This is a genomic window from Leifsonia xyli subsp. cynodontis (assembly GCF_050632205.1).
GTDB classification, from domain to species: domain Bacteria; phylum Actinomycetota; class Actinomycetes; order Actinomycetales; family Microbacteriaceae; genus Leifsonia; species Leifsonia xyli_D.
In genome coordinates this window covers 2,776,509-2,796,292 of the sequence record NZ_CP192578.1, presented here as the reverse complement: position 1 = coordinate 2,796,292, position 19,784 = coordinate 2,776,509, and the positions used below count along the sequence as shown (strand labels likewise).

The window sequence follows — 19,784 nt, the reverse complement described above, 5'->3', positions numbered from 1 at the left end:
TGTCGTCACACCCGGCTCGTGACCGAGTCGCCCGCCAGCCGCTGCGATAGCCACACCGGGATGATCGCGATGATCGTCAGCACCGCCGCCACCACGTTCACGACCGGCGCCTGGTTGGGCCGGAACAGGTTCTGGAAGATCCAGATCGGGAGCGTCTGCACCGTCGGACCCGCCGTGAACGTCGTCACCACGATCTCGTCGAAGCTGAGGGCGAAAGCGAGCAGCACGCCGGCCGCGAGCGCGCCGCGCACCTGCGGCAGCGTCACCCAGAAGAAGGTCTGCCAGCCGCGCGCCCCGAGGTCGCCCGACGCCTCCTCGAGAGAAGTCCCCATCCGCCGCAACCGCGCCTGGACGTTGTTGTAGACGATGACGATGCAGAAGGTCGCGTGGCCGATGATCACCGTGGCGAGCCCGAGCGTCACGCCGACCGGGCCCAGCACCGTCGTGAAGGTCGACGCCAGCGCGATGCCGGTGACGATGCCGGGCAGCGTGATCGGCAGCACCACCAGGAAGTTGATGCTCTGCCGCCCGAAGAACCGGAAGCGCTGCACCGCGAACGCCGCCATGGTGCCGAGCACCAGGGCGATTCCCGCCGCGCAGAGGCCGGCGACGACGGAGGTCGCCAGGGCGTCGGCCGCGCCGCGGGAGTGGAGCGCATCCTCCCACCATTGCAGCGTGAAGCCGGGCGGGGGGAACGAGAACGTGCGCGAGCTGTTGAAGGAGTTCAGCACGATGAGCAGGAGCGGCACGTAGAGCACCACCAGCCCCAACAGCATGCAGACCCCGGCCAGGATGCGCGCGGGCGTCGATAAGAGCTTCACACGTTCTCCAATGCACCGGTGCGGCGGACGGCCAGCAGATACAGCACAACCGCGACCAGCGGGATCACCGACAGCGCCGCCGCGAGCGGCTGGTTGTTCGCGGTCACGAGCTGCCCGTAGATCAGGTTGGCGAGCAGCTGCGTCTTGCCGCCGACGATCCCGACCGCGATGTAGTCGCCGAAGCTCAGCGCGAAGGTGAAGATCGAGCCGGCCACGATCGCGGGGAACACGAGCGGGAACGCGACCGTCCGGATCGTGCGCCACGTCGATGCGCCCAGGTCGTAGCTCGCCTCGAAGAGGGAGTCCGGAACCCGGTCGAATCCGGCGTAGACGGGGATGATCATGTACGGCAGCCACAGGTAGGCCAGCGTCATGATCGTCGCCGGCAGCCCGAAGCCGGGCGTGTACCCGCCGGTCGCGACCGCGATCGGCCCGCCCGGCTCGACGAGGATGCGCCAGGCGTACGCCTTCACCAGGTAGCTGGCCCACAGGGGAGTCGTCACCGCCACGAGGTACAGCGCCCGCCGGCTCGGCCGGGCCACCTTCGCGATGTACAGCGCCATCGGGAAGGCGACCACAGCGTCGATGAGCGTCACACCGAGCGACACCAGGAGTGTGCGCAGCGCGACCGTCCCGTACAGCGGGTCGGTGAACAGTGTCGCGTAGTTCTCCAGGGTGAACGTGGGGACGACCGCGCCGGTGAACCCGTCCACCGTCCAGAAGGACGAGACCAGCAGGACGGCGATCGACCCCAGGTAGATGACGACGAGCCAGAGGAGGGGCGGCCCGAGCACGAGGCCCAGGCGAGCCCTCATCCCTTGATCTCCTGCCACTTGCTCACCCATTCGCTGTACGCGGTGCAGTTCGTGCCGCTGCCGTCCACGCACTTCTTCTGCGGCGTCGTCCAGTAGTGGATCTTGGAGGCGTAGTCCGCGTCGGTCGCGTGGTACGTGGTGCAGAAGTTCGGGTCGGTGGTCTGTTCGCACGCCTTCGTCTGGGCGGGGGCCTCACCGAACCACTCGGCGACCTGGGCGTTCGTCTTCGCGGACGTGATCCAGTCCATCCACCGGTACATGCAGTTCGGGTGCTTCGCCTTCGACGAGATCATCCAGGTGTCCGACCATCCGGTCGAGCCCTCCTTCGGAACCGTCGTGCCGACCTGCACCTTGCCGTCGCTCTGGATGAGGTTGGCGATCACCTGCCACGACGTCCCGACCACGCTGCTGCCCGACTCGAACGACTGGACGGCCTTCGTGTAGTCCGACCAGTACTCGCCGACGTTCGCCTTCTGCTTCTTCAGCAGGTCGATGGCCGCGCTGAGCTGCTTCTCGGTGAGCGAGTACGGGTCCTTGATGCCCAGGGACGGGTCGTGCGCCTTCAGGTAGAGGGCGGCGTCCGCGATGTAGATCGGGGAGTCGTACGCGGTGACCTTGCCCGTGTACTTCGACGCGTCATCGAACACGGCCGACCACGAGTCGGGAGCCGGCGTCACGGTCGCCTTGTTGTACATCAGCACGTTGGCGCCCCAGCCGTGGGGGATGCCGTACATCTGGCCGTCGACGGAGTTCCAGGCCTTCTTCTTCAGGAAGTCGGAGATCGTGGAGTAGTTCGGCACGAGCTTCGTGTTCACCGGCGCGACCTGACCGCCGTAGACCAGTCGCAGGGTGGCGTCGCCCGAGGCCGAGACGCCGTCGTAGCCGCCCGTCCGCATCAGCTGCACCATCTCATCCGACGTGCCGGCGACCTTGGCGTTGACCTGGCAGCCCGTGTCCTTCTCGAACGGCGTGACCCAGTCGACACTCGGATCGTTGCTGCCGTCCTCGGCATAGCCTGCCCAGACGATGATGTTGAGCTGCCCCTCGTTGGCCCCGAGTTTCTTCGCCATGGGCACGTCGGGCACGGATGCGGTGCTGCCCCCGCCCGAGCCGCCGCCGGCACACGCCGCCAGCACCAGGAGGGCCGCGGAGGCGGCCGCGAGCGCGGCGGTCGAGCGCGCGACGCGCTTCGTTGCACGAATCATGATCCTTGCCTCTCTTTTTCACCTCTGCTGTGAGGTACATCGCTGTGGTCGGGTGCGGCTTCGGCTTCGACCTCCCCGCCCGGCGCGGCCGGTCGCGTGCTCACCAGCTCACGGAGGTCGTCGTCGTGCCACGAGATGTGGACGCGCGTGCCCCGGTCGAGCTCGCCGCGGTGCGTGCGGTCGTTGCTCTCCAGCACCGAAATGCGCGGCCCGGCGTCGAGGTCGACCACCCGGCGGATGCTGCTGCCCGCGTAGACGGATTCGACGAGCGTGCCGCTCGCACTGGGACCGCCCGACGAGTCGGCCACGGTGCTCAGCGTGAGCTTCTCGGGTCGGATGGAGTACTCCCCGTCGCGCCGGAGCACGCTCTGCGCATGCTCGCGATCGAACAGGTTCGAGGTGCCGACGAAGTCCGCGACGAAGCGGGAGACCGGGCTCTCGTAGAGGTCCCGCGGCGTCCCGAGCTGCTCGATCCGGCCGTTGTTGAACACGGCGATGCGGTCGGAGAGCGTGAGCGCCTCATCCTGATCGTGGGTGACGAAGACGAAGGCGATGCCGAGCTCGTGCTGCAGCTGCTTCAACTCCACCTGCATCTGCTGCCGAAGCTTGAGGTCGAGGGCGCCGAGCGGCTCGTCCAGCAGCAGCGCCTTCGGCTGCACGACGGTCGCCCGGGCCAGCGCGACGCGCTGTCGCTGGCCGCCCGAGAGCTGGGCCGGCCTCCGGTCGCCGAAACCCTCGAGCTGCACCAGCGCCAGCGCCTCCGCTGCGCGCCGGCGTCGCTCCGCGCGTCCGACCCCGCGCACACGCAGGCCGTAGGCGACGTTGTCGATGACGGACATGTGCGGGAACAGCGCGTAGTCCTGGAACACCGTGTTCACGGGCCGGGATGCGGCCGGCTTGCCCGTCACATCCTGCCCGAACAGCTCGATCGTCCCCGACGTCGGCTGCTCGAAACCGGCGATACAGCGGAGCACCGTCGTCTTGCCCGAACCCGACGGGCCGAGCATCGAGAAGAACTCGCCCGCGGCGATCTCCAGATCGAGGTGGTCGACGGCGGAGACCGAGCCGAAGAGCTTGGTCAGCTGCGTCAACCGGATGGCGGGCACGTCGGGCAATCGGCACTCCTTATTCGGTGAGCGAACTCATCGTAAGCGATCCGCCGCGCAACGGAAAGAGTCGCATGTGCTCGGAGGCACGGAGGGATTCCGAAGGCTTCGCCGCGGGGAGGTGCGGAATCAGTGTGATCGGTGGCGTCGTTGCAGGAGCAATGACCGCTACCCGGTTGCGAAACTCAGTCGCTTATGGCCTGGGGAAAGCATCCGCTCTTGTGGGGGCAGTTCGACATTGCGAGCACAGCACACGGCGCGCCGAAGCACATGAACGAGACGGAGGCCGGCGCCCATGCCCAAGCAGAACGAGAAAAGCCCACATTGCTCAAGAAGTGACACGTGGAGCGAGTGACGGGAATCGAACCCGCGCTATCAGCTTGGGAAGCTGAGGTTCTACCATTGAACTACACTCGCGCGGCCCGGAATCCCAGTAAAACACTGGGAACTAAGGCTGCGGCCCAGACTACCCGGTCAATGGTTTTTGGCCAAACTCACCGTTTAGTCACCGCTTTGGAGTTGACGACTCAAGATCGAACGATGAGCAACGGCCCTCTGCTCGAAGAGCGATCGGAACATGACAACGTACGGCTGGTCCGCGGGGGATCGTCCTGGCGTCGCGGAAACGGGGTTGGACCAGGCGACGTGAACGCCGCTGTGGCGAGCGTGCTGGCCGGCGAGGTCCCCGCGTGACTGGTCTTCGTCTAGGACTCGGGACTGCCGGTCGAGGTGGAGGAACGCGACGCCGCGGGAAGGCCCGACCGCGGATGACCACCCCGCCGCGCTGGCGCTCTGTGGTCTCCGTCGGGGTACTCCGCGTCGGCGTTCAGCATGGGGCACCCGCGGTAGCCGGCGTTGGCGGTCTCTCGTGCGAGGACGTTGAAGACGGCCACCAGCTTCTCGCGTGTCTCCCCCCAAGGCGAAGAAGCGGGCCGTCTTTCGGCCGGGCAGGACATAGTCCGGGTTCGGTGCTCCGCGTAGCGTGCGGCTTTACCACCCATTGCCGACGAAGGAGCGATCATGGCCGAAGCACGAGACGACGCGGACCTCACGTCCGCACAGGACGACTTCGTCCTCGCGATCGAGAGCGGTCCGCTCGCCGATGTCGAGATCGTCGAGACCGACGACGGCTCGCACGTCGACATCGCGATCAACGCCGTCAGCGTCGACCCGGACACCGGGGAGGCGGTGCCGGTGAGCATCGTCTTGAACGACGACGATTCCGGCTACGTCGTGACGGTCGCCGATGAGGAGTTCATCGTGCCGCTCGAAGAGACGAGCGAGGAGCCGAATCACCGGAAGGCGGACGCCATCCGACCCTTGCGTAAGCTCCAGCAACTGGCGCAGCGGGTCGAAGCGGAGACGAAGGGGATGGCCAGAAAGCTGGCGGAGAAGTTCAAGCGCCCGCACGACGGTGCATCCGACCGGCGCGGCTGAGCCGCAGACCGGGAGCGCAGAATCATGGAACTCTTAGACATCGCCACGTTCGAACGCTTCTTCCGCGCGGCCGCGAGCCTCGACGTCGACAAGGATGACCTGCGGCGCTTCGACGACTTCGTCAACGACAAGCTGTACGACCTCCTCCTGCGTGGAGTGGCCAACGCGGAGGCGAACGGTCGTGACGTCATGGAGCCGCAGGACCTGCCGATCACGAAGGGTCTGCAGGAATGCATCAACGCATTCGAGTCCATCGATGAGGAGGTGTCGATGGACAGAATCCTCGAACAGCTGACACGTCGGCCTCCACTCGACCTCTCGTACAGCGTTGAGACCGAGGAGAGGCTTCCGCGAATCGCCGGCGGCCTCGGGGTGGCGCTTGCCCGGACGTTCCGGATCCTCGACGAGAAGGTGAAGAATCCGTAGACCCGCCACTGGGACCAGGCCACGCAGGTCTTCGACTTGCTCCTGTGGCCGCCGAGGTGGAGTGCACGACGAAGGGGCGCAGCGAATGCTGCGCCCCTTCGTCGTGTCGTGCTCCGGTGCTCCTAGAGCACGTCGGTCTCGTCGCGGCGGTCGTCGTGCGCCTTGCTCGCCGTGTCCTTCAGATGCGCCTTGGCGTCGGCGACGGTGTCCTTGATGCTCCCCTCCGCCTGCTCCGCTTTTCCTTTCACGACGCGCGACTCGTCGTCGGTGACCTTGCCGATCACCTCGTCGACCTTGCCCTTGAGCTTGTCGCCCTTTGCTTCGGCCTTGTCGTCGATAGCCACCATTTCCTCCTTCGATCGGTGCGGATGCTCCGGTGATTGCCGATCACGGTACGCGGATCTGGAACGGGCATAAGGGGAGGTCGGGTGCGGGGCTCAGCGGAGGTAGTCGTTGAGTGCGGCGCGTGCCCGGACGGCGATGTGCAGATTCAGGTGCGCCTCCGGGTCGTTGATGTCCAGACCGCACAGTTCCCGGATCCGGCGGAGGCGATAGCGCAATGTGCTCCGGTGGATGACAAGAGCGGCCGAGGTGCGGTCGTAGTTGCCGCCGGAGTCGAGATAGGCCGTCAGAGTGCGGACCAAGTCCGTGTGGTGCTGAAGGTCGTGGTCGATGAGGACGCCGAGCCATTCGTCGATGAACCGTTCGAGCCGCACCCCATCTTCCGACATGTCGAAGATACGGAGGAGGCCGAGCTCATCATGGTTCGACAGACCGAGCGGCTGCCGCGACTCCATACGGATGCGGAGTGCCCGTGTCGCTTCGGCGAAGGAGCGCGGCAGGTCGCTCGCCGTGCAGCTACCGCCGACGCCGATCGTGCCCCGCGTGCTGCTCAGCGCTGTGGACACTCCCTGGTAAAGCTGCGACAGGTCATGACCGTCCGCCACCACGGCGAGCGTCACCTGCGCGCGCCGCGAGATCAGCGCCGGCACGTGCATCGTGGCGAGCTGATGCCGGACCGCAGCGCTGACGTCGACACCGTTCGGGGTGGGCGTTTCCCAGGCGAAGAGGACCACCCGGTGGAGTCGCCCCAGGTCGAAGTCGAGGGCCTCGGCGCGCGCGAGCGCGTCGGGGGTCCGGCGCCAGAGACCAGGTCGTCAGCGAGCTCGCGACCGAGCCGCAGTTCGACTTCTGCGACGTTGCGACGATGCGCGAGCTCGACCGCGAGCGTCGCGCCGGCGTACTCGATCGCGAACCGGTCGTCGTCGCTGCGGCCATCGTCCGGATCGTAGATGCCGATGGCGCCGAGCGTCTCCCCGCGTGAACGGATCGACGCCACTCGCCAGCCGGCGGGGGGACCCGGCCGCGGAGAGGTTTCCGACGGGGACGATGGCAGGGTCCGTGGCACCCGCGAGCGCCAGGTCGTTGCCGAAGGAGTCCTGGAGGACGACAGGGCGCCCGGTAACGGTGCTCACGGCTTCGACGATCCGGTCCTCGCCGCGACCGGACCCGGCCGCGGTGACGATCGCATCGCGGATGGACTGCTGCGCGTTCAGCTGGACGATCGTCGCCGCCAGTGCCCGGTTGGAGGCCTCGTGCGCCTGGCCGAGCCTCCGCAGCTCCCGCGCCTGACGACGTTCCCGGCTGATCAGGTCGGCCACGGCGAGTGCGGCCCCGGTCGGCTCCGCCAGCGCCAGCAGGAGGTCCACCTCCGGTCCCGTCGGCGTGTGGTCCGCCCGGATCGCGAGGGCCCCGCGCACCGTACCGGTCCCGCGGAAGAACAGCGCGTAGATCCATCCCGCACCGTGGGCGAGCACGCCGTTGACACCCCGGCATGCCTCAACGAGGAGGTCGAGATCGTGGTCCTCCGCACCCGAGTACCGGGTGAGACGGCCGTGCGACACGACATAGGCGGACTGGACCGTGCATCCGGCGATCTCCCGTACCGCGGCCTCCACCAGGCGGAACGTCCGCCGGGTGGAGGGGCGTTCGAACATCGCCGAGCCCACTCTGAAGATGTCGTACAGGCCGGCCGGTGCGTTCGCATCGAGGCCGGGGTGCGCGACCCGGTTCGAAGAGCTCGAGGCGTCCATCGCTGGCAACGTTAGCCCTCTTCGACTGACCCTGGCAGTGCAACGGGGGTCGGAATCTTCGCTCCGGGCGGCCCAAGATGAAACCACCCCGGGGGCGGAGAGTTCACCTCGAACCGGCGCCGTCCGGTCGGTGAGGAGCACGCCATGAGCCTGATGCGTTTCGACGCGCCCCGCGACGTCGACCGCGCCGTCGAAGAGGCCCTCGGGGCCAACCGGCGCACCTACGCCGTGCCGCTGGAGGCGTACCGACGGGGAGGCCAGTACATCGTGATCGCGGACGCCCCGGGAGTGGACATCCGGGACATCGATGTGCACGTCGAACGCAATGTCGTCACCATCACGGTGCAGCGACGCGCGAAATTCGCCCCGGACGACATGGTCCTCATCGATGAGCGCCCCCGTGGCGAGTTCGTCCGCAGGCTCTTCCTCGGGAACAGCCTGGACGACTCCAAGCTCACGGCGCACCTGGGAGACGGTGTGCTGACGCTGCTGGTCCCGGTGGACGAGTCGAGCGCATCGCGGCACGTGGACATCTCGCCCCAGCCGGGCGGCGGGGAACACCGAGACGGCGACGTGCCGTCCGGCGAGTGAAACGGGACTTCGAAGGAGGAGCTTCCATGGCTAAGGCAGTCGGCATCGATCTCGGCACCACGAACTCCGTGATCGCGGTGTGGGAGAGCGGTGAGGCGAGAGTCATCCCGAACAGCGAGGGCGCCCGCACCACCCCGTCCGTCGTCGCCTTCACCGACACCGGCGAGAGACTCGTCGGTCAGCTCGCCCGGCGTCAGGCCATCCTGAACCCGAAGGGGACGATCTCCTCGGCGAAGCGCTTCATCGGGCGCTCCTTCGACGAGATCGGGGAGGAGGCCAAGGCGGTCGGCTTCGACGTCGTGCCCGGCCCCAACGGCGAAGCCCGGTTCGACGTGCGAGGGAAGCTGTACGCCCCCGAGGAGATCAGCGCCCTCGTCTTGCGGAAGCTGGCCGACGACGCCGCCAGATTCCTCGGAGAGAAGGTGACCGAGGCGGTCATCACCGTCCCGGCGTACTTCAACGACGCCCAGCGCACCGCGACGCGGGACGCAGGCCGGATCGCGGGTCTCGAGGTGCTCCGCATCATCAACGAGCCGACCGCGGCCGCCCTCGCCTACGGGCTGGACAAGAAGGAGCACGAGACGGTCCTGGTGTTCGACCTCGGCGGCGGCACCTTCGACGTCAGCCTGCTCGACGTCGGCGACGGCGTCGTCGAGGTGCGCTCGACCGCCGGGGACACGCACCTCGGCGGCGACGACTTCGACCGCCGCATCGTCGACTACCTGGCCGACGAGTTCCAGAAGGAGAACGGCATCGACCTGCGCAACGACTCTCAGGCCCTCCAGCGGCTGTTCGAGGCTGCAGAGAAGGCGAAGGTCGAACTCAGCTCGGTCAGCCAGACCCAGGTGAGCCTGCCGTTCATCACGGCGGACGCCTCCGGCCCGAAGCACCTGACCACGACGCTCAAGCGCGCCACCTTCGAGAACATCACCGCCGACCTGGTCGAGCGCTGCCTCGGCCCGGTGCGGCAGGCGATGCAGGACGCGAAGGTCACCGAGAACGACATCGACGAGGTCATCCTCGTCGGCGGTTCGACCAGGATCCCCGCGGTGCAGGAGCTGGTCAAGCGCCTCACCGGCGGCAAGGACCCCAACATGACCGTGAACCCGGACGAGGTCGTAGCCATCGGCGCCGCCATCCAGGCCGGGGTGCTGAAAGGGGAAGTCAACGATGTCCTCCTGCTCGACGTGACCCCGCTCTCGCTCGGCGTCGAGACGCGCGGCGGCGTGATGACGCCGATCATCGAACGCAACACGACCATCCCCGCACGCCGGAGCGAGGTCTTCTCCACCGCCCAGGACAACCAGGACTCGGTCGAGATCGTGGTGCTCCAGGGCGAGCGCGAACGCGCGGCGGACAACCGCGTCCTCGGCCGGTTCTCGCTGACCGGCATCCGGCCAGCGCCACGGGGCGAACCGCAGATCGAGGTCACGTTCGACATCGACGCGAACGGCATCCTCAACGTCACCGCCCGCGACAAGGACACCGGGGCCGAGCAGGGCATCACCATCAGCGGCACCACGAACCTCGACCAGGCGGAGATCGACCGCATGGTGCGCGAGGCCGAGCAGAACCGCGAGCAGGATCAGCGGCTGCGCGAGGACATCGATGCCCGCAACGAGTTGGATGCCGCCGCCTACCGGGTCGAGCGGGCTCTCGCGGAGCACGGCGACGCCGCGCCTGCGCACGAGCGGTCGCGCGCCGAGCTGCTGGTGCAGCAGGCGAGGGAGGTCGTCGAGCGGGAGGCTCCTGCGTCGGAGGCGCGTGACCTGACCAGCGAACTACGGCAAGTGGACGCTGCGCTGTCTGTGGCGCACCCGGCCCAAGGGTCGACCTCGTCGGACGCCGCGGCCGGTCCCGGCGGCTCGGACGACTCCGATGACGACGTCGTCGACGCCGACTTCGACCGCAATTGAAAGACGCGGGGACATGGACACCTCGGACACGCGCAGGGCTGCGGACGCGGAGGAGCCGGACGTCGGCGCCCCCGCCGACGCGACGGCTGAGCCGCCTGCGGCCCCTCCGGACGAACGGGACGCTCGTCTCGCCGAGCTGGAGGATCGCTGGCGCCGCGCCGCAGCGGATCTCGACAACGCGCGAAAGCGGACCACCCGCGAGCTCGCCCTGGTGCGCGACACGGAGCGAGCGCGTGCGGCGTCCGTCTTCCTCGCCGTCGTGGACGGCCTCACGGACGCGCTCGCCTACGCCAGGCAGGTGAAGGATCCGCTGACCGAAGGCATCGAGTCGATCCGGGAACAGGCGGTGGTCGCCCTCGAACGCCTGGGGTATCCCCGCATCGACCAGGTCGGCGTCCCGTTCGACCCACGGATCCACGAGGCCGTGTCGGTGATCGAGCAGGAGAACGTGCCTCCGCAGACGGTGGTCGCGGTCGCCCGGCTCGGCTTCGGCACCCCGGAACAGCTGCTGCGACCCGCGAGCGTCGTCGTCACGTCGGCGCGGGAGTGACCTCGTGGCGGACGACTTCTACCAGCTGCTCGGGGTCTCACGATCCGCGGACTCCAAGGAGATCCAGCGTGCCTACCGTGCGCTCGCGCGGAAGTATCACCCGGATGTGAACAAGCAGGCGGGCGCCGAGGACACGTTCAAGAAGATCAGCGAGGCGTACCACGTGCTCGCCGAACCGGAGTCACGTGCCCAGTACGACCGGTTCGGACCGGAGTTCCGCCGCTACGCGGACGCAGAGCGCGAGTACGCCTCGCAGGGCGCCGGCGGTGCCGGCGGTGCCGGCGGCAGCGCGCGCGGAGCCGGGCGCACCCGCGCCCGGCCGGGACCGTCGGGGTTCAGCTGGTCGAGCGCGCAGGCCGGAGCGGGCCCGGGGGTGCGTCGGTCGACTGGGACGACCTCTTCGGCGACGTCTTCGGTTCGAGGCGCGGGATGGACTCCGAGGCCGAACTGGAGCTGACGGTCGAGGAGGCCTTCCGCGGCGGCCCTCGGACGGTCGTCCTCGCCGGCCCCGACGGCGACCGTCAGACGTTCGAGCTACAGATCCCGCCCGGCGCCCTCGACGGGCAGCGCATCCGCGTCTCCGGCGGCGGGCAGCCCGGGCGGCAGGACGCCGGGTCCGGCGACCTCGTGATCACGCTCCGCGTCAAGCCGGACCGGCGGCTCCGTCTCGACGGCAAGAACATCGAGATGGACCTGCTGGTCGCGCCGTGGGAGGCCGCGCTCGGCGCAAGCGTCTCGACGCGCGCTCCCGGCGGCCCCATCACCGTGCGCGTCCCTCCGGGCTCGTCGAGCGGGCGGCGGCTGCGGTTGAAGGGCCAGGGGATGCCGCAGCCGGGAGGGAAGCCCGGCGACCTGTTCGCGAAGGTGAAGATCATGGTCCCCCCGCACCCCACCAGCCGTGAACGCGAGCTGTTCGAGCAGCTGCAGCGCGAATCCACCTTCGATCCGAGGTCGTCGTCATGAGTTCTCCTCTGCTCCCGGTGATCCCGCCTCGCCTCGACATCGGGATGGTCGCGGTCGGGGCGCGCGTGCATCCCGAGTTGGTCCGGCGGTTCGTCGAGCTCGGGCTCATCGCCGCCGCCGTCGATGCGTCGGGTCGGCTCTGGTTCGCGCCGGACGCGCCCGAACAGGTGCGGCGGATCGTGCGCCTGCACGCCGACCTGGCACTGAATTACGCGGGCATCGCGCTCGTCATCGACCTGCTCGCGCGGATCGACGCGCTCGAGGCGCAGCGAACGGTCATCCGTCCAGGAAGGGAGACGCCGCCATGGAGATGAACAAGCTGACCCAGAAGTCTCAGGAGGCGTTGCAGGAGGCGCAGAGCATCGCGACCAGGAACGGGCACACGGAGACGGAGAACGAGCACCTCCTGCTCGCCCTGCTCACGCAGGAGGGCGGCCTGATCCCTCGGCTGCTCGAAGCGGCCGACGTCGACGTGGCCCTCCTTCTCACCGAGGTGCAGCAGGCGATCGAGCGGAAACCCCGGACGACAGGTGCCGGGGCGACGCCCGGACAGGTGTACCTCTCCCGCACGCTGTCGGCCACCCTCGACCGCGCCGAGCGGGAGGCCACGCGCCTCAAGGACTCGTATGTGTCCGTCGAGCACCTGCTCCTCGCGCTGGCCGACGACCCCAGCGGCGGCCCGGCCGCGCGTGTCCTGCAGGCCAATGGTGTGACGCGGGAGGCCTTCCTCCAGGCGCTGACGACCGTTCGCGGCAACCAGCACGTGAACTCGGCGACCCCGGAGCAGACCTACGAGGCACTGGAGAAGTACGGCCGCGACCTGGTGGCCGACGCCCGCGCGGGTCGGCTGGACCCGGTCATCGGCCGCGACACCGAGATCCGCCGCGTCATCCAGATCCTGTCCCGCAAGACGAAGAACAACCCAGTGCTGATCGGCGAGCCCGGTGTCGGCAAGACGGCGATCGTGGAGGGGCTGGCCCAGCGGATCGTCAACACCGACGTTCCGGAAGGGCTCCGCGACAAGACGGTCTTCCAGCTCGATCTGGCGGCTCTCGTCGCGGGCGCGAAGTACCGCGGCGAGTTCGAGGAGCGGATGAAGGCGGTGCTTGCCGAGGTCGTGGCCGCCGAGGGGCGCATCCTCTTGTTCATCGACGAACTCCACACCCTGGTCGGCGCGGGGGCCACCGAGGGAGCGATGGATGCTGGCAACATGCTCAAGCCCATGCTCGCCCGCGGAGAGCTGCACCTGATCGGCGCGACCACGCTGGACGAGTACCGGCAGCACATCGAGAAGGACGCAGCGCTCGAACGGCGGTTCCAGACCGTGCTGGTGGATGAGCCCAGCGTCGAGGACGCCATCTCGATCCTCCGCGGGCTGCGCGAGCGGCTCGAGGTCTTCCACGGGGTGCGCATCCAGGACAATGCGCTCGTGGCCGCCGCGACCCTGTCGCACCGCTACATCACCGACCGATTCCTGCCGGACAAGGCCATCGACCTCGTCGACGAGGCCTGCGCGCGGCTGCGCACCGAGATCGACTCGATGCCCGCGGACCTCGACGAGCTGACCCGGCGGGTGACGCGTCTCGAGATCGAGGAGGCGGCGCTGGAGAAGGAGACGGACCAGCCGAGCCGTGTCCGTCTCGAGGAGCTGCGGCGTGAACTCACCGACCTGCGGGCGGAGGCGAACGCGAAGCGTGCCCAGTGGGAGGCGGAACGTCAGGCCATCCGCAAGGTGCAGCAGCTCAGGAGCGAGCTCGAGCAGGTGCGCCGCGAGGCCGAGGACGCCGAGCGCCGGTACGACCTCAACAAGGCGGCCGAGCTGCGCTACGGCAGGCTCGCCGAACTCGAGCGGCAGCTCGCCGCCGAGGAGCAGCGCCTGCAGGAGAAGCAGGGACGGCAGAGGCTCCTGCGCGAGGTCGTCACCGAGGAGGAGATCGCCGAGATCGTGGCGGCCTGGACGGGAATCCCCGTCGCGCGGCTGCAGGAGGGCGAGCGCGCGAAGGTGCTGAAACTCGACGAGATCCTGCACGAACGCGTCGTCGGCCAGGAGGAAGCGGTGCGGCTCGTCACCGACGCGATCATCCGGGCGCGCTCGGGAATCCGCGACGCTCGGCGGCCGATCGGCTCGTTCATCTTCCTGGGACCGACGGGTGTCGGCAAGACGGAGCTCGCGAAGGCCCTGGCGAGCGCGCTGTTCGACAGCGAGTCCGCGATGATCCGGCTGGACATGAGCGAGTACCAGGAGCGCCACACCGTCAGCAGGCTGGTCGGAGCCCCACCCGGATATGTCGGGTACGACGAGGGCGGGCAGCTGACCGAAGCGGTGCGTCGCCGGCCGTACTGCGTCGTCCTCTTCGATGAGATCGAGAAGGCGCATCCGGACGTGTTCAACACGCTGCTGCAGGTGCTCGACGACGGGCGGATCACCGACAGCCAGGGCCGCACCGTCGACTTTCGCAACACCATCGTGATCATGACGTCCAATATCGGGGCGGAGCATCTGCTCACCGGGTCCCGGGACAGCGACGGAGCGATCCCCGAGGATGTGAAGGACCTGGTGCTCGCCGAGCTGCGCGGCCGCTTCCGTCCGGAGTTCCTCAACCGGGTCGACGACATCATCGTGTTCGCCCCGCTCGGCCTCACGCAGATCGAGTCGATCGTCGACCTCTTGATGGGCGACCTGACGCGCCGCCTGGCGGAACGCCAGATCCGGCTCGAGGTCACGCCGGAGGCGCGGCGCCTCATCGCGGAACGGGGCTACGACCCGCTCTACGGTGCGCGGCCGCTGCGCCGCTACATCTCGCACGACATCGAGACCCGCTTGGGCAGGGCACTGCTCTCGGGGTCGGTCCAGGACGGCTCGACGGTGCGCATCGATGTGCGGGACGGCGACATCGTCGTCGACGTCGTCGATGCCCGGGCGGAGTCGGATGCCGAAGCGGAGGCACCGGTATGAACGCCGCGACCAGAGTCATCCGGTGCCCGAACTGCGGGCGCAAGAACCGCGTCCCCGCGGCCGAGAGCGGACACCCCCGCTGCGGGAACTGCCACAAGCCGCTCCCGTGGATCGTCGACGCCCTCGACGACACCTTCCAGGACATCGCCGTCAACGCGGACCTCCCCGTGATCGTCGACATGTGGGCGGCCTGGTGCGGCCCGTGCCGGATGGTCAGTCCGGTCCTGGAGGAGCTGGCCACCGAGCGGGCGGGAGAGGTGAAGCTGGTCAAAGTGGATGTGGACCGGGCGCCCCGGCTGTCCTCGCGCTTCTCGGTTAAGGCGGTGCCGACCCTGATGATCCTGGACCACGGGGAGGTCATCGCCCGGCAGGCCGGCGCGGCGCCCGTGGCCGTCCTGCGCCGCTGGTTCGACGACACGATGGCGCAGCGCCAGCGGAAGCGGGCGGAGCAGCGGTGGGCGGAGCACCCGCGGCCGGGAGAGAGCGCCGGCGACGGCGAGGAAGGAGGGGTGCTCCGTGAGCCAGCGTAGGGATCCCCATATCGTCTACATCCGTCCGGTCATCCCGCGCACGCCGGGAGCGTGCGAGGACTGCCTGAGGCTCGGCACGCCGTGGGTGCACCTGCGGCTGTGCCTGACGTGCGGCAAGGTGGGCTGCTGCGACGCCTCGCCGATGCGGCACGCGCGGGCGCATGCGCTCCATGACGGGCATCCCATCGTCCAGTCGCATGAGCCCGGCGAGAGCTGGCGGTGGTGCTACGTGGACGAGGACTACGTGTGATGGCCTCCCCGGCCCCCGAGCAGCCACCTGCCGAGACCCCGGATGTGTTCGGGGCGTACCCCCGGCTGACACCGCCGCAGCTGCAGGCGCTGAGCGAGCACGGCACCACCGAGCCCGTCGCAGCGGGGCAGGTGCTGGCGCGCGCGGGGGAGCCGCTCGGGTCGTTCTTCGCGGTGCTCCACGGTCGCCTCCGGGTCGACGACGGCGGTGAGGATGGCCGCGGAGCACAGGCTGAGGTGCACGGACCGGGCCGCTTCGTCGGCGACATCGGCCTCCTGGAAGGGCAGCCCTCGTTCGCCACGGTGACCGCTCTCGAAGCAGGCAGGGTGCTCGCCGTGCCGATACCGGCGTTGGAGCGGATCGTGACCAGCGACCCGACGATCGGTGACCTCATCCTGCGCGCGTATCTCATCCGGAGGTCGCTGGCGATCGGCGCCGGCGCCGGGCTCCGCATCGTGGGTTCGCGCTTCTCGCCGGACACCCGCCGGTTGCTCGACTTCGCCGCCCGCAACCGGATACCGCACCGCCTGCTCGACCTCGACGGCGATCACGCGGCCGAGGTCATCGTCCGGCGGCTGCGCCTGCACGTCACCGACCTCCCGGTCGTCATCGTCGGAGGCTCGCGCATCCTCCGCAATCCGTCCACCGCGAAGCTCTCGGAGCTGCTCGGCATCGGGCGCGGGCTGCCCGAGCCCACGTGCGATCTGCTGGTGGTGGGCGCCGGCCCGGCGGGACTCGCGGCCACGGTGTACGCAGCCTCGGACGGGTTGTCGGTCGTCCTCTCCGACGCCGTGGCCACCGGGGGCAGGCCGCACGCTCCGCCCGGATCGAGAACTACCTCGGATTCCCGGCGGGGATCTCGGGCGCTGAACTCGCCGAGCGGGCCCGTCTGCAAGCGGTCAAGTTCGGAGCATCCGTCGTCGCCCCCGCGGACGCCGCCAGCCTCGATGTCGCGGGCGGCGCGCTCACGGTCCGGTTCTCCGACGGGACGACCGTCACTCCGGGAGCCGTTGTCGTCGCATCCGGGATGGAGTACCGCCGCCTGGAGGTGAAGAACCTCGATCGGTTCGAGTACACCAGCGTCTACTACGCGGCGACGGTCAACGAGGCGCGCGAGTGCGGAACCGATCCGGTCGTGGTGGTCGGCGGCGGCAACTCGGCCGGGCAGGCGGCCGTGTTCCTCGCGGGAACCGCATCCTGCGTCCACCTCGTCGTGCGCGGTGCCGACCTCGGCCGCGACATGTCTCGGTATCTGGTCGTGCAGGTCGAGGGCCACCCGCGGATCGCCGTCCACACGCGGTCCGAAATCGTGGAGGCGTCGGGAGGCGACCGCCTCGAATCGGTCACGGTCGAGCACCGCCCCTCCGGCCGCCGCGAGGAGGTCGGCACCGCCCACCTGTTCGTCTTCATCGGGGCGGTCCCGGCGACGGCATGGCTCGGCCACGACATCGAGCGCGACGAGCGTGGTTTCCTCCTCACCGGGTCGCGCCCGGGCGAGACCGGCTCGCGAGCCCAGCCCTTCGAGACCTCGGTGCCGGGCGTCTTCGCCATCGGCGACGTGCGCAGCGGATCGGTCAAACGGATGTCCGCGGCGGTGGGAGAAGGGGCGAGCGTCGTGAAGATGGTGCACGACCACCTCGCAACCGGAGGCTCCCGCCACTGAATCCTCGCAGCCGCTCGCGCCATCCCCGACCACGAGCGCATCGGCCCCCTACCTGGCGACAGCACTCGACGAGGCAGCGCAGGCGATGGAATACCCGCCAGTCCAGGGGTAACGTCCCCCGTGACACCTCTGGGGAGCAGTGAGGCGTCGTGACGGCGAAGGAGACTCACATGGAACTCACGCTCGGCGTACTGGCACTGCTCGAAGCCAAACCGGACAAGGCAGCGGAAGTCAAGGATTTCCTCATCGGCGGCAAAGCCGTGGTCGACTCGGAGCCGGGGACGCGCACCTGGTACGCCTTCCAGATCGACGAAACGCATTTCGGGATCTTCGACACGTTCCCCGACGAGGATGCGCGCAAGGCACACCTGGGAGGCGCGATCCCACGGGCACTGGGCGAGCAGGGTCCGGCCCTCCTCGCGAAGGACCCCGATCTCCGCACGGTCGACCTCCTCGCGGTCAAACACGAACAACGCGACTGACGCGGTCGCCGCGTCATGGCCGACGAACGCGCAACCTCCGGGAGCTCAGCGGCCCCGTGGCGGCGGGAGCTCACCATCGTCACGTGCGCGCTGCTGGTCAGCCTCGTGCTCCTGGTCGTCTTCCACGCTGCCGGCGACCCCGCCTGGGTGCGCCGCTTCCTGTCCCCGACGCAGGGCTCCGACGCAGCGCTCTGGCAGGTCCAGACGACGTTCCTGTCGGTCGGCTTCGCCGGGCTGACGATCGCGGCACAACTGTTCGCAGAGGCTCCCCTCGCCATCGGGACGTCCCGGAAGCGCATCCTGGCGTACATCGGCGCCAGCTGGTTCGTGACCGTGGGGCTCGCCGCGAACGCGGTCATGGCCATCGAGTCCATCTGGCTGCCGAGCGCGACCGGTGTGGTGATCGCGTTCGCCTGGTTCGTCGCCACCGCGGTGCTGCTGCTGGTCTCGACATCGAGGCTCACGCACCTCTTCGGGCATCCGTCCCGGCTGGACGAAGTGGTGCGGACCTCGCTCGTCGAGACCCTGTCGGACCGGTTCGGCCAAATGGCGCGCCGGTACGCGGACGCGAGCCGCGGGCTGGAGGAGATCCTGACCACGGACACGGCGCGCACCTCCACCCGCTCGGTGTCGACGTTGCACGTGCCGGTGCCGCAGGCTGGGCGCGTCATTCGGGCCATCAAGGCCGCGGGCGTCCGGGAGGCGATCGCATCGCTCGGTCCGGAATCCGCTTCCGCGGCTCCCACACCGTCCCCGTACGAGGTCGCGCCGCAGGTCCTGCTGGATGTCCACCCGGGGGACCGCACCCTGCTCGGTGCCACGGCGTTCCGGATCGTGACGCCGACCCGGCTCCACGACGGGACCGCCGGACGGATGGTCCAGCTTCTGCAGTCGAGCATCGAGCTGGAGGCGCCGGAGGCGGTCACCGCCTACGAGGAGACCCAGCACGAGATAGCCACCCTGCAGGATGCGATCGGCAGCAACCTCCGGTCGGGCGCTCTGGCGACGGCGGAGCGGGCGCTGGAATTGCTCGGCCAGATCGTGCGCGAGGTCTGGATGGCGGAGCTCGACCGATCAGGTGCGTCCCGGGGGGCGTCACTCGCGCGGGGGAGCGGACTCCTGGAGAGCATCGTCGAAGTGGAGCGGGACGTCCTGTTGTCCCCGCAAGTGGCGCACGTCTTCATCACAGCGACGACCGCCCGAGCCGTCGAGGCAGCGGCGACCGGCTCCGGGGAGTATGTCGACGAATGCCTGCGGAGCTTCACACGGCAGTGGTCCGACATCCTGATGCATGGGGGTCCCGAGTTCGATGCGCTGCTCGTCCGCATCATCGGGTGCGTACGCGATCTCGCGGTGTACCGCGACGCGTCGGCGGCAGACCCGCAAGTCTTCCGCTCGCGCGGCACGTGGGCGATGGTCGAGCTGGTCAAGCTCGCTCTCGACGCGAACCGGCCGGACCTCGCGAAGATCGCCGCGGAAGAGCTCCGGCGCCTCTTCGAACGGCAGCCGGATGGATCGGCCCGCGCCGAAGTCCGCGCCGGTCTTCTGGTCCTCTCGGGGTGGCTCCGCTACCTCTCCGACACCGACGATGAGCGCTACACCGCCGACGCGGGTCTGGCGGCGACGCTGACCTCGGATGGATCCTGGCGCGACATCTGCGCGGCACGCGACGTCGTGGAGGGCGGGACCCCGTTCAGCCGGTGGGACCGGTGGGAGACGAACGGTTCGAACTCCGGCACCGTGGAGTCCTCGGCGCTTCCGGGCTTCATCGACCGCGCGCAGGTGACCGCGCTCGCCAGCTCGTCAGGACGCCTGCCGACGGCGACCGACCAGGAGACGGCCTCCCACTACGAGCGCCTTCTGCGCCTGATTCCCGGCGCAGAACCCCGCGCAGACCCGGGCACAGACGAGGGTGAGGACTCACTGCGGGAAGGACTGGAGGCCGAGCTCGACCGATGGGACGCCGCACCCCGGTGAGAC

General features: G+C 69.1%; 21 protein-coding genes, 1 tRNA gene and 2 pseudogenes. 15 read left to right on the top strand and 9 right to left on the bottom strand.

Translation table 11 applies throughout. From position 1 onward, the window contains the following. Positions 1 to 5: 5 nt before the first annotated feature. From ACQ86M_RS13865 to ACQ86M_RS13845, 5 genes are all read right to left on the bottom strand, one after another. Entirely contained in the window at positions 6 to 821 is an 816-nt protein-coding gene (locus tag ACQ86M_RS13865; RefSeq protein WP_431219238.1) for an ABC transporter permease, read from the bottom strand. Continuing rightward, positions 818 to 1,636: an ABC transporter permease gene (locus ACQ86M_RS13860; RefSeq protein ID WP_431219237.1), complete on the bottom strand. Its 819-nt coding sequence runs from the start codon at positions 1,634 to 1,636 to the stop codon at positions 818 to 820. The genes ACQ86M_RS13865 and ACQ86M_RS13860 overlap by 4 nt, the downstream gene beginning before the upstream one ends. Continuing rightward, positions 1,633 to 2,841 carry an ABC transporter substrate-binding protein gene (locus tag ACQ86M_RS13855; RefSeq protein ID WP_431245891.1) on the bottom strand — a complete coding sequence of 403 codons (1,209 nt, stop codon included), beginning with the start codon at positions 2,839 to 2,841 and terminating at the stop codon, positions 1,633 to 1,635. Before ACQ86M_RS13855 ends, ACQ86M_RS13860 begins: the two co-directional genes overlap by 4 nt. Further along, positions 2,838 to 3,947 (bottom strand): ABC transporter ATP-binding protein, encoded by a 1,110-nt coding sequence (locus ACQ86M_RS13850; RefSeq protein WP_431247893.1) that lies wholly within the window; start codon positions 3,945 to 3,947, stop codon positions 2,838 to 2,840. The genes ACQ86M_RS13855 and ACQ86M_RS13850 overlap by 4 nt, the downstream gene beginning before the upstream one ends. 343 nt (positions 3,948 to 4,290) lie before the next feature. After that, positions 4,291 to 4,364, bottom strand: a tRNA-Gly gene (locus ACQ86M_RS13845). A 603-nt stretch (positions 4,365 to 4,967) separates the two neighbouring features. Between ACQ86M_RS13845 and ACQ86M_RS13840 the strand changes: the two genes are divergently transcribed. Together ACQ86M_RS13840 and ACQ86M_RS13835 are read left to right on the top strand one after the other, a co-directional pair. Next, positions 4,968 to 5,384: a hypothetical protein gene (locus ACQ86M_RS13840; RefSeq protein WP_431245890.1), complete on the top strand. Its 417-nt coding sequence runs from the start codon at positions 4,968 to 4,970 to the stop codon at positions 5,382 to 5,384. 24 nt (positions 5,385 to 5,408) lie between these two features. Continuing rightward, positions 5,409 to 5,810 (top strand): DUF1931 family protein, encoded by a 402-nt coding sequence (locus tag ACQ86M_RS13835; protein ID WP_431245889.1) that lies wholly within the window; start codon positions 5,409 to 5,411, stop codon positions 5,808 to 5,810. A gap of 122 nt (positions 5,811 to 5,932) precedes the next feature. Here ACQ86M_RS13835 and ACQ86M_RS13830 read toward each other — a convergent pair whose 3' ends face one another. The 4 genes and pseudogenes from ACQ86M_RS13830 to ACQ86M_RS13815 all read right to left on the bottom strand — a co-directional run bounded on the left by ACQ86M_RS13830 (position 5,933) and on the right by ACQ86M_RS13815 (position 7,903). Continuing rightward, complete coding sequence (locus ACQ86M_RS13830) at positions 5,933 to 6,157, bottom strand: CsbD family protein (protein WP_431245888.1); 225 nt, start codon at positions 6,155 to 6,157, stop codon at positions 5,933 to 5,935. A 90-nt stretch (positions 6,158 to 6,247) separates the two neighbouring features. Next, positions 6,248 to 6,541, bottom strand: a complete 294-nt coding sequence (locus tag ACQ86M_RS13825) for a PucR family transcriptional regulator (protein ID WP_431247892.1) — start codon at positions 6,539 to 6,541, stop codon at positions 6,248 to 6,250. Between the two features lie 81 nt (positions 6,542 to 6,622). After that, a pseudogene (locus tag ACQ86M_RS13820) lies at positions 6,623 to 6,934 on the bottom strand (PucR family transcriptional regulator); the annotation flags it as partial. A 33-nt stretch (positions 6,935 to 6,967) separates the two neighbouring features. Then, positions 6,968 to 7,903, bottom strand: coding sequence for a hypothetical protein (locus ACQ86M_RS13815; RefSeq protein ID WP_431245887.1), 936 nt, complete (start codon positions 7,901 to 7,903; stop codon positions 6,968 to 6,970). Positions 7,904 to 8,047: 144 nt separating this feature from the next. Here ACQ86M_RS13815 and ACQ86M_RS13810 point away from each other — a divergent pair, with 144 nt between their 5' ends. The 13 genes and pseudogenes from ACQ86M_RS13810 to ACQ86M_RS13750 all read left to right on the top strand — a co-directional run bounded on the left by ACQ86M_RS13810 (position 8,048) and on the right by ACQ86M_RS13750 (position 19,781). Further along, complete coding sequence (locus ACQ86M_RS13810) at positions 8,048 to 8,494, top strand: Hsp20/alpha crystallin family protein (protein WP_431245886.1); 447 nt, start codon at positions 8,048 to 8,050, stop codon at positions 8,492 to 8,494. Positions 8,495 to 8,520: 26 nt separating this feature from the next. Next, a complete protein-coding gene (dnaK, locus tag ACQ86M_RS13805; RefSeq protein WP_431245885.1) occupies positions 8,521 to 10,410 on the top strand; it encodes a molecular chaperone DnaK in 1,890 nt (629 codons plus the stop codon). A gap of 13 nt (positions 10,411 to 10,423) precedes the next feature. Then, entirely contained in the window at positions 10,424 to 10,960 is a 537-nt protein-coding gene (locus tag ACQ86M_RS13800) for a nucleotide exchange factor GrpE (protein WP_431245884.1), read from the top strand. 4 nt (positions 10,961 to 10,964) lie between these two features. Beyond that, positions 10,965 to 11,417 carry a DnaJ domain-containing protein gene (locus ACQ86M_RS13795; RefSeq protein WP_431245883.1) on the top strand — a complete coding sequence of 151 codons (453 nt, stop codon included), beginning with the start codon at positions 10,965 to 10,967 and terminating at the stop codon, positions 11,415 to 11,417. Then, positions 11,390 to 11,923, top strand: a complete 534-nt coding sequence (locus tag ACQ86M_RS13790) for a J domain-containing protein (RefSeq protein ID WP_431245882.1) — start codon at positions 11,390 to 11,392, stop codon at positions 11,921 to 11,923. The genes ACQ86M_RS13795 and ACQ86M_RS13790 overlap by 28 nt, the downstream gene beginning before the upstream one ends. Then, complete coding sequence (locus ACQ86M_RS13785; protein WP_431245881.1) at positions 11,920 to 12,237, top strand: chaperone modulator CbpM; 318 nt, start codon at positions 11,920 to 11,922, stop codon at positions 12,235 to 12,237. The genes ACQ86M_RS13790 and ACQ86M_RS13785 overlap by 4 nt, the downstream gene beginning before the upstream one ends. Beyond that, positions 12,228 to 14,879: an ATP-dependent chaperone ClpB gene (gene clpB, locus ACQ86M_RS13780; protein ID WP_431245880.1), complete on the top strand. Its 2,652-nt coding sequence runs from the start codon at positions 12,228 to 12,230 to the stop codon at positions 14,877 to 14,879. Before ACQ86M_RS13785 ends, clpB begins: the two co-directional genes overlap by 10 nt. Beyond that, the gene (gene trxA, locus ACQ86M_RS13775) at positions 14,876 to 15,409 is read left to right on the top strand and encodes a thioredoxin (RefSeq protein ID WP_431245879.1); all 534 of its coding nucleotides are present in this window, start codon (positions 14,876 to 14,878) and stop codon (positions 15,407 to 15,409) included. Before clpB ends, trxA begins: the two co-directional genes overlap by 4 nt. Continuing rightward, positions 15,396 to 15,659, top strand: a complete 264-nt coding sequence (locus tag ACQ86M_RS13770; protein WP_431219224.1) for a UBP-type zinc finger domain-containing protein — start codon at positions 15,396 to 15,398, stop codon at positions 15,657 to 15,659. Before trxA ends, ACQ86M_RS13770 begins: the two co-directional genes overlap by 14 nt. After that, positions 15,659 to 15,970: pseudogene (locus ACQ86M_RS13765) on the top strand (cyclic nucleotide-binding domain-containing protein); the annotation flags it as partial. The gene ACQ86M_RS13770 and the pseudogene ACQ86M_RS13765, both read left to right, overlap by 1 nt. A 386-nt stretch (positions 15,971 to 16,356) precedes the next feature. After that, positions 16,357 to 17,322: an NAD(P)/FAD-dependent oxidoreductase gene (locus ACQ86M_RS13760; RefSeq protein ID WP_431219223.1), complete on the top strand. Its 966-nt coding sequence runs from the start codon at positions 16,357 to 16,359 to the stop codon at positions 17,320 to 17,322. 170 nt (positions 17,323 to 17,492) lie between these two features. Beyond that, positions 17,493 to 17,804: a putative quinol monooxygenase gene (locus ACQ86M_RS13755; RefSeq protein ID WP_431245878.1), complete on the top strand. Its 312-nt coding sequence runs from the start codon at positions 17,493 to 17,495 to the stop codon at positions 17,802 to 17,804. Between the two features lie 15 nt (positions 17,805 to 17,819). Beyond that, the gene (locus ACQ86M_RS13750; protein ID WP_431245877.1) at positions 17,820 to 19,781 is read left to right on the top strand and encodes a hypothetical protein; all 1,962 of its coding nucleotides are present in this window, start codon (positions 17,820 to 17,822) and stop codon (positions 19,779 to 19,781) included. Positions 19,782 to 19,784 lie beyond the last annotated feature (3 nt).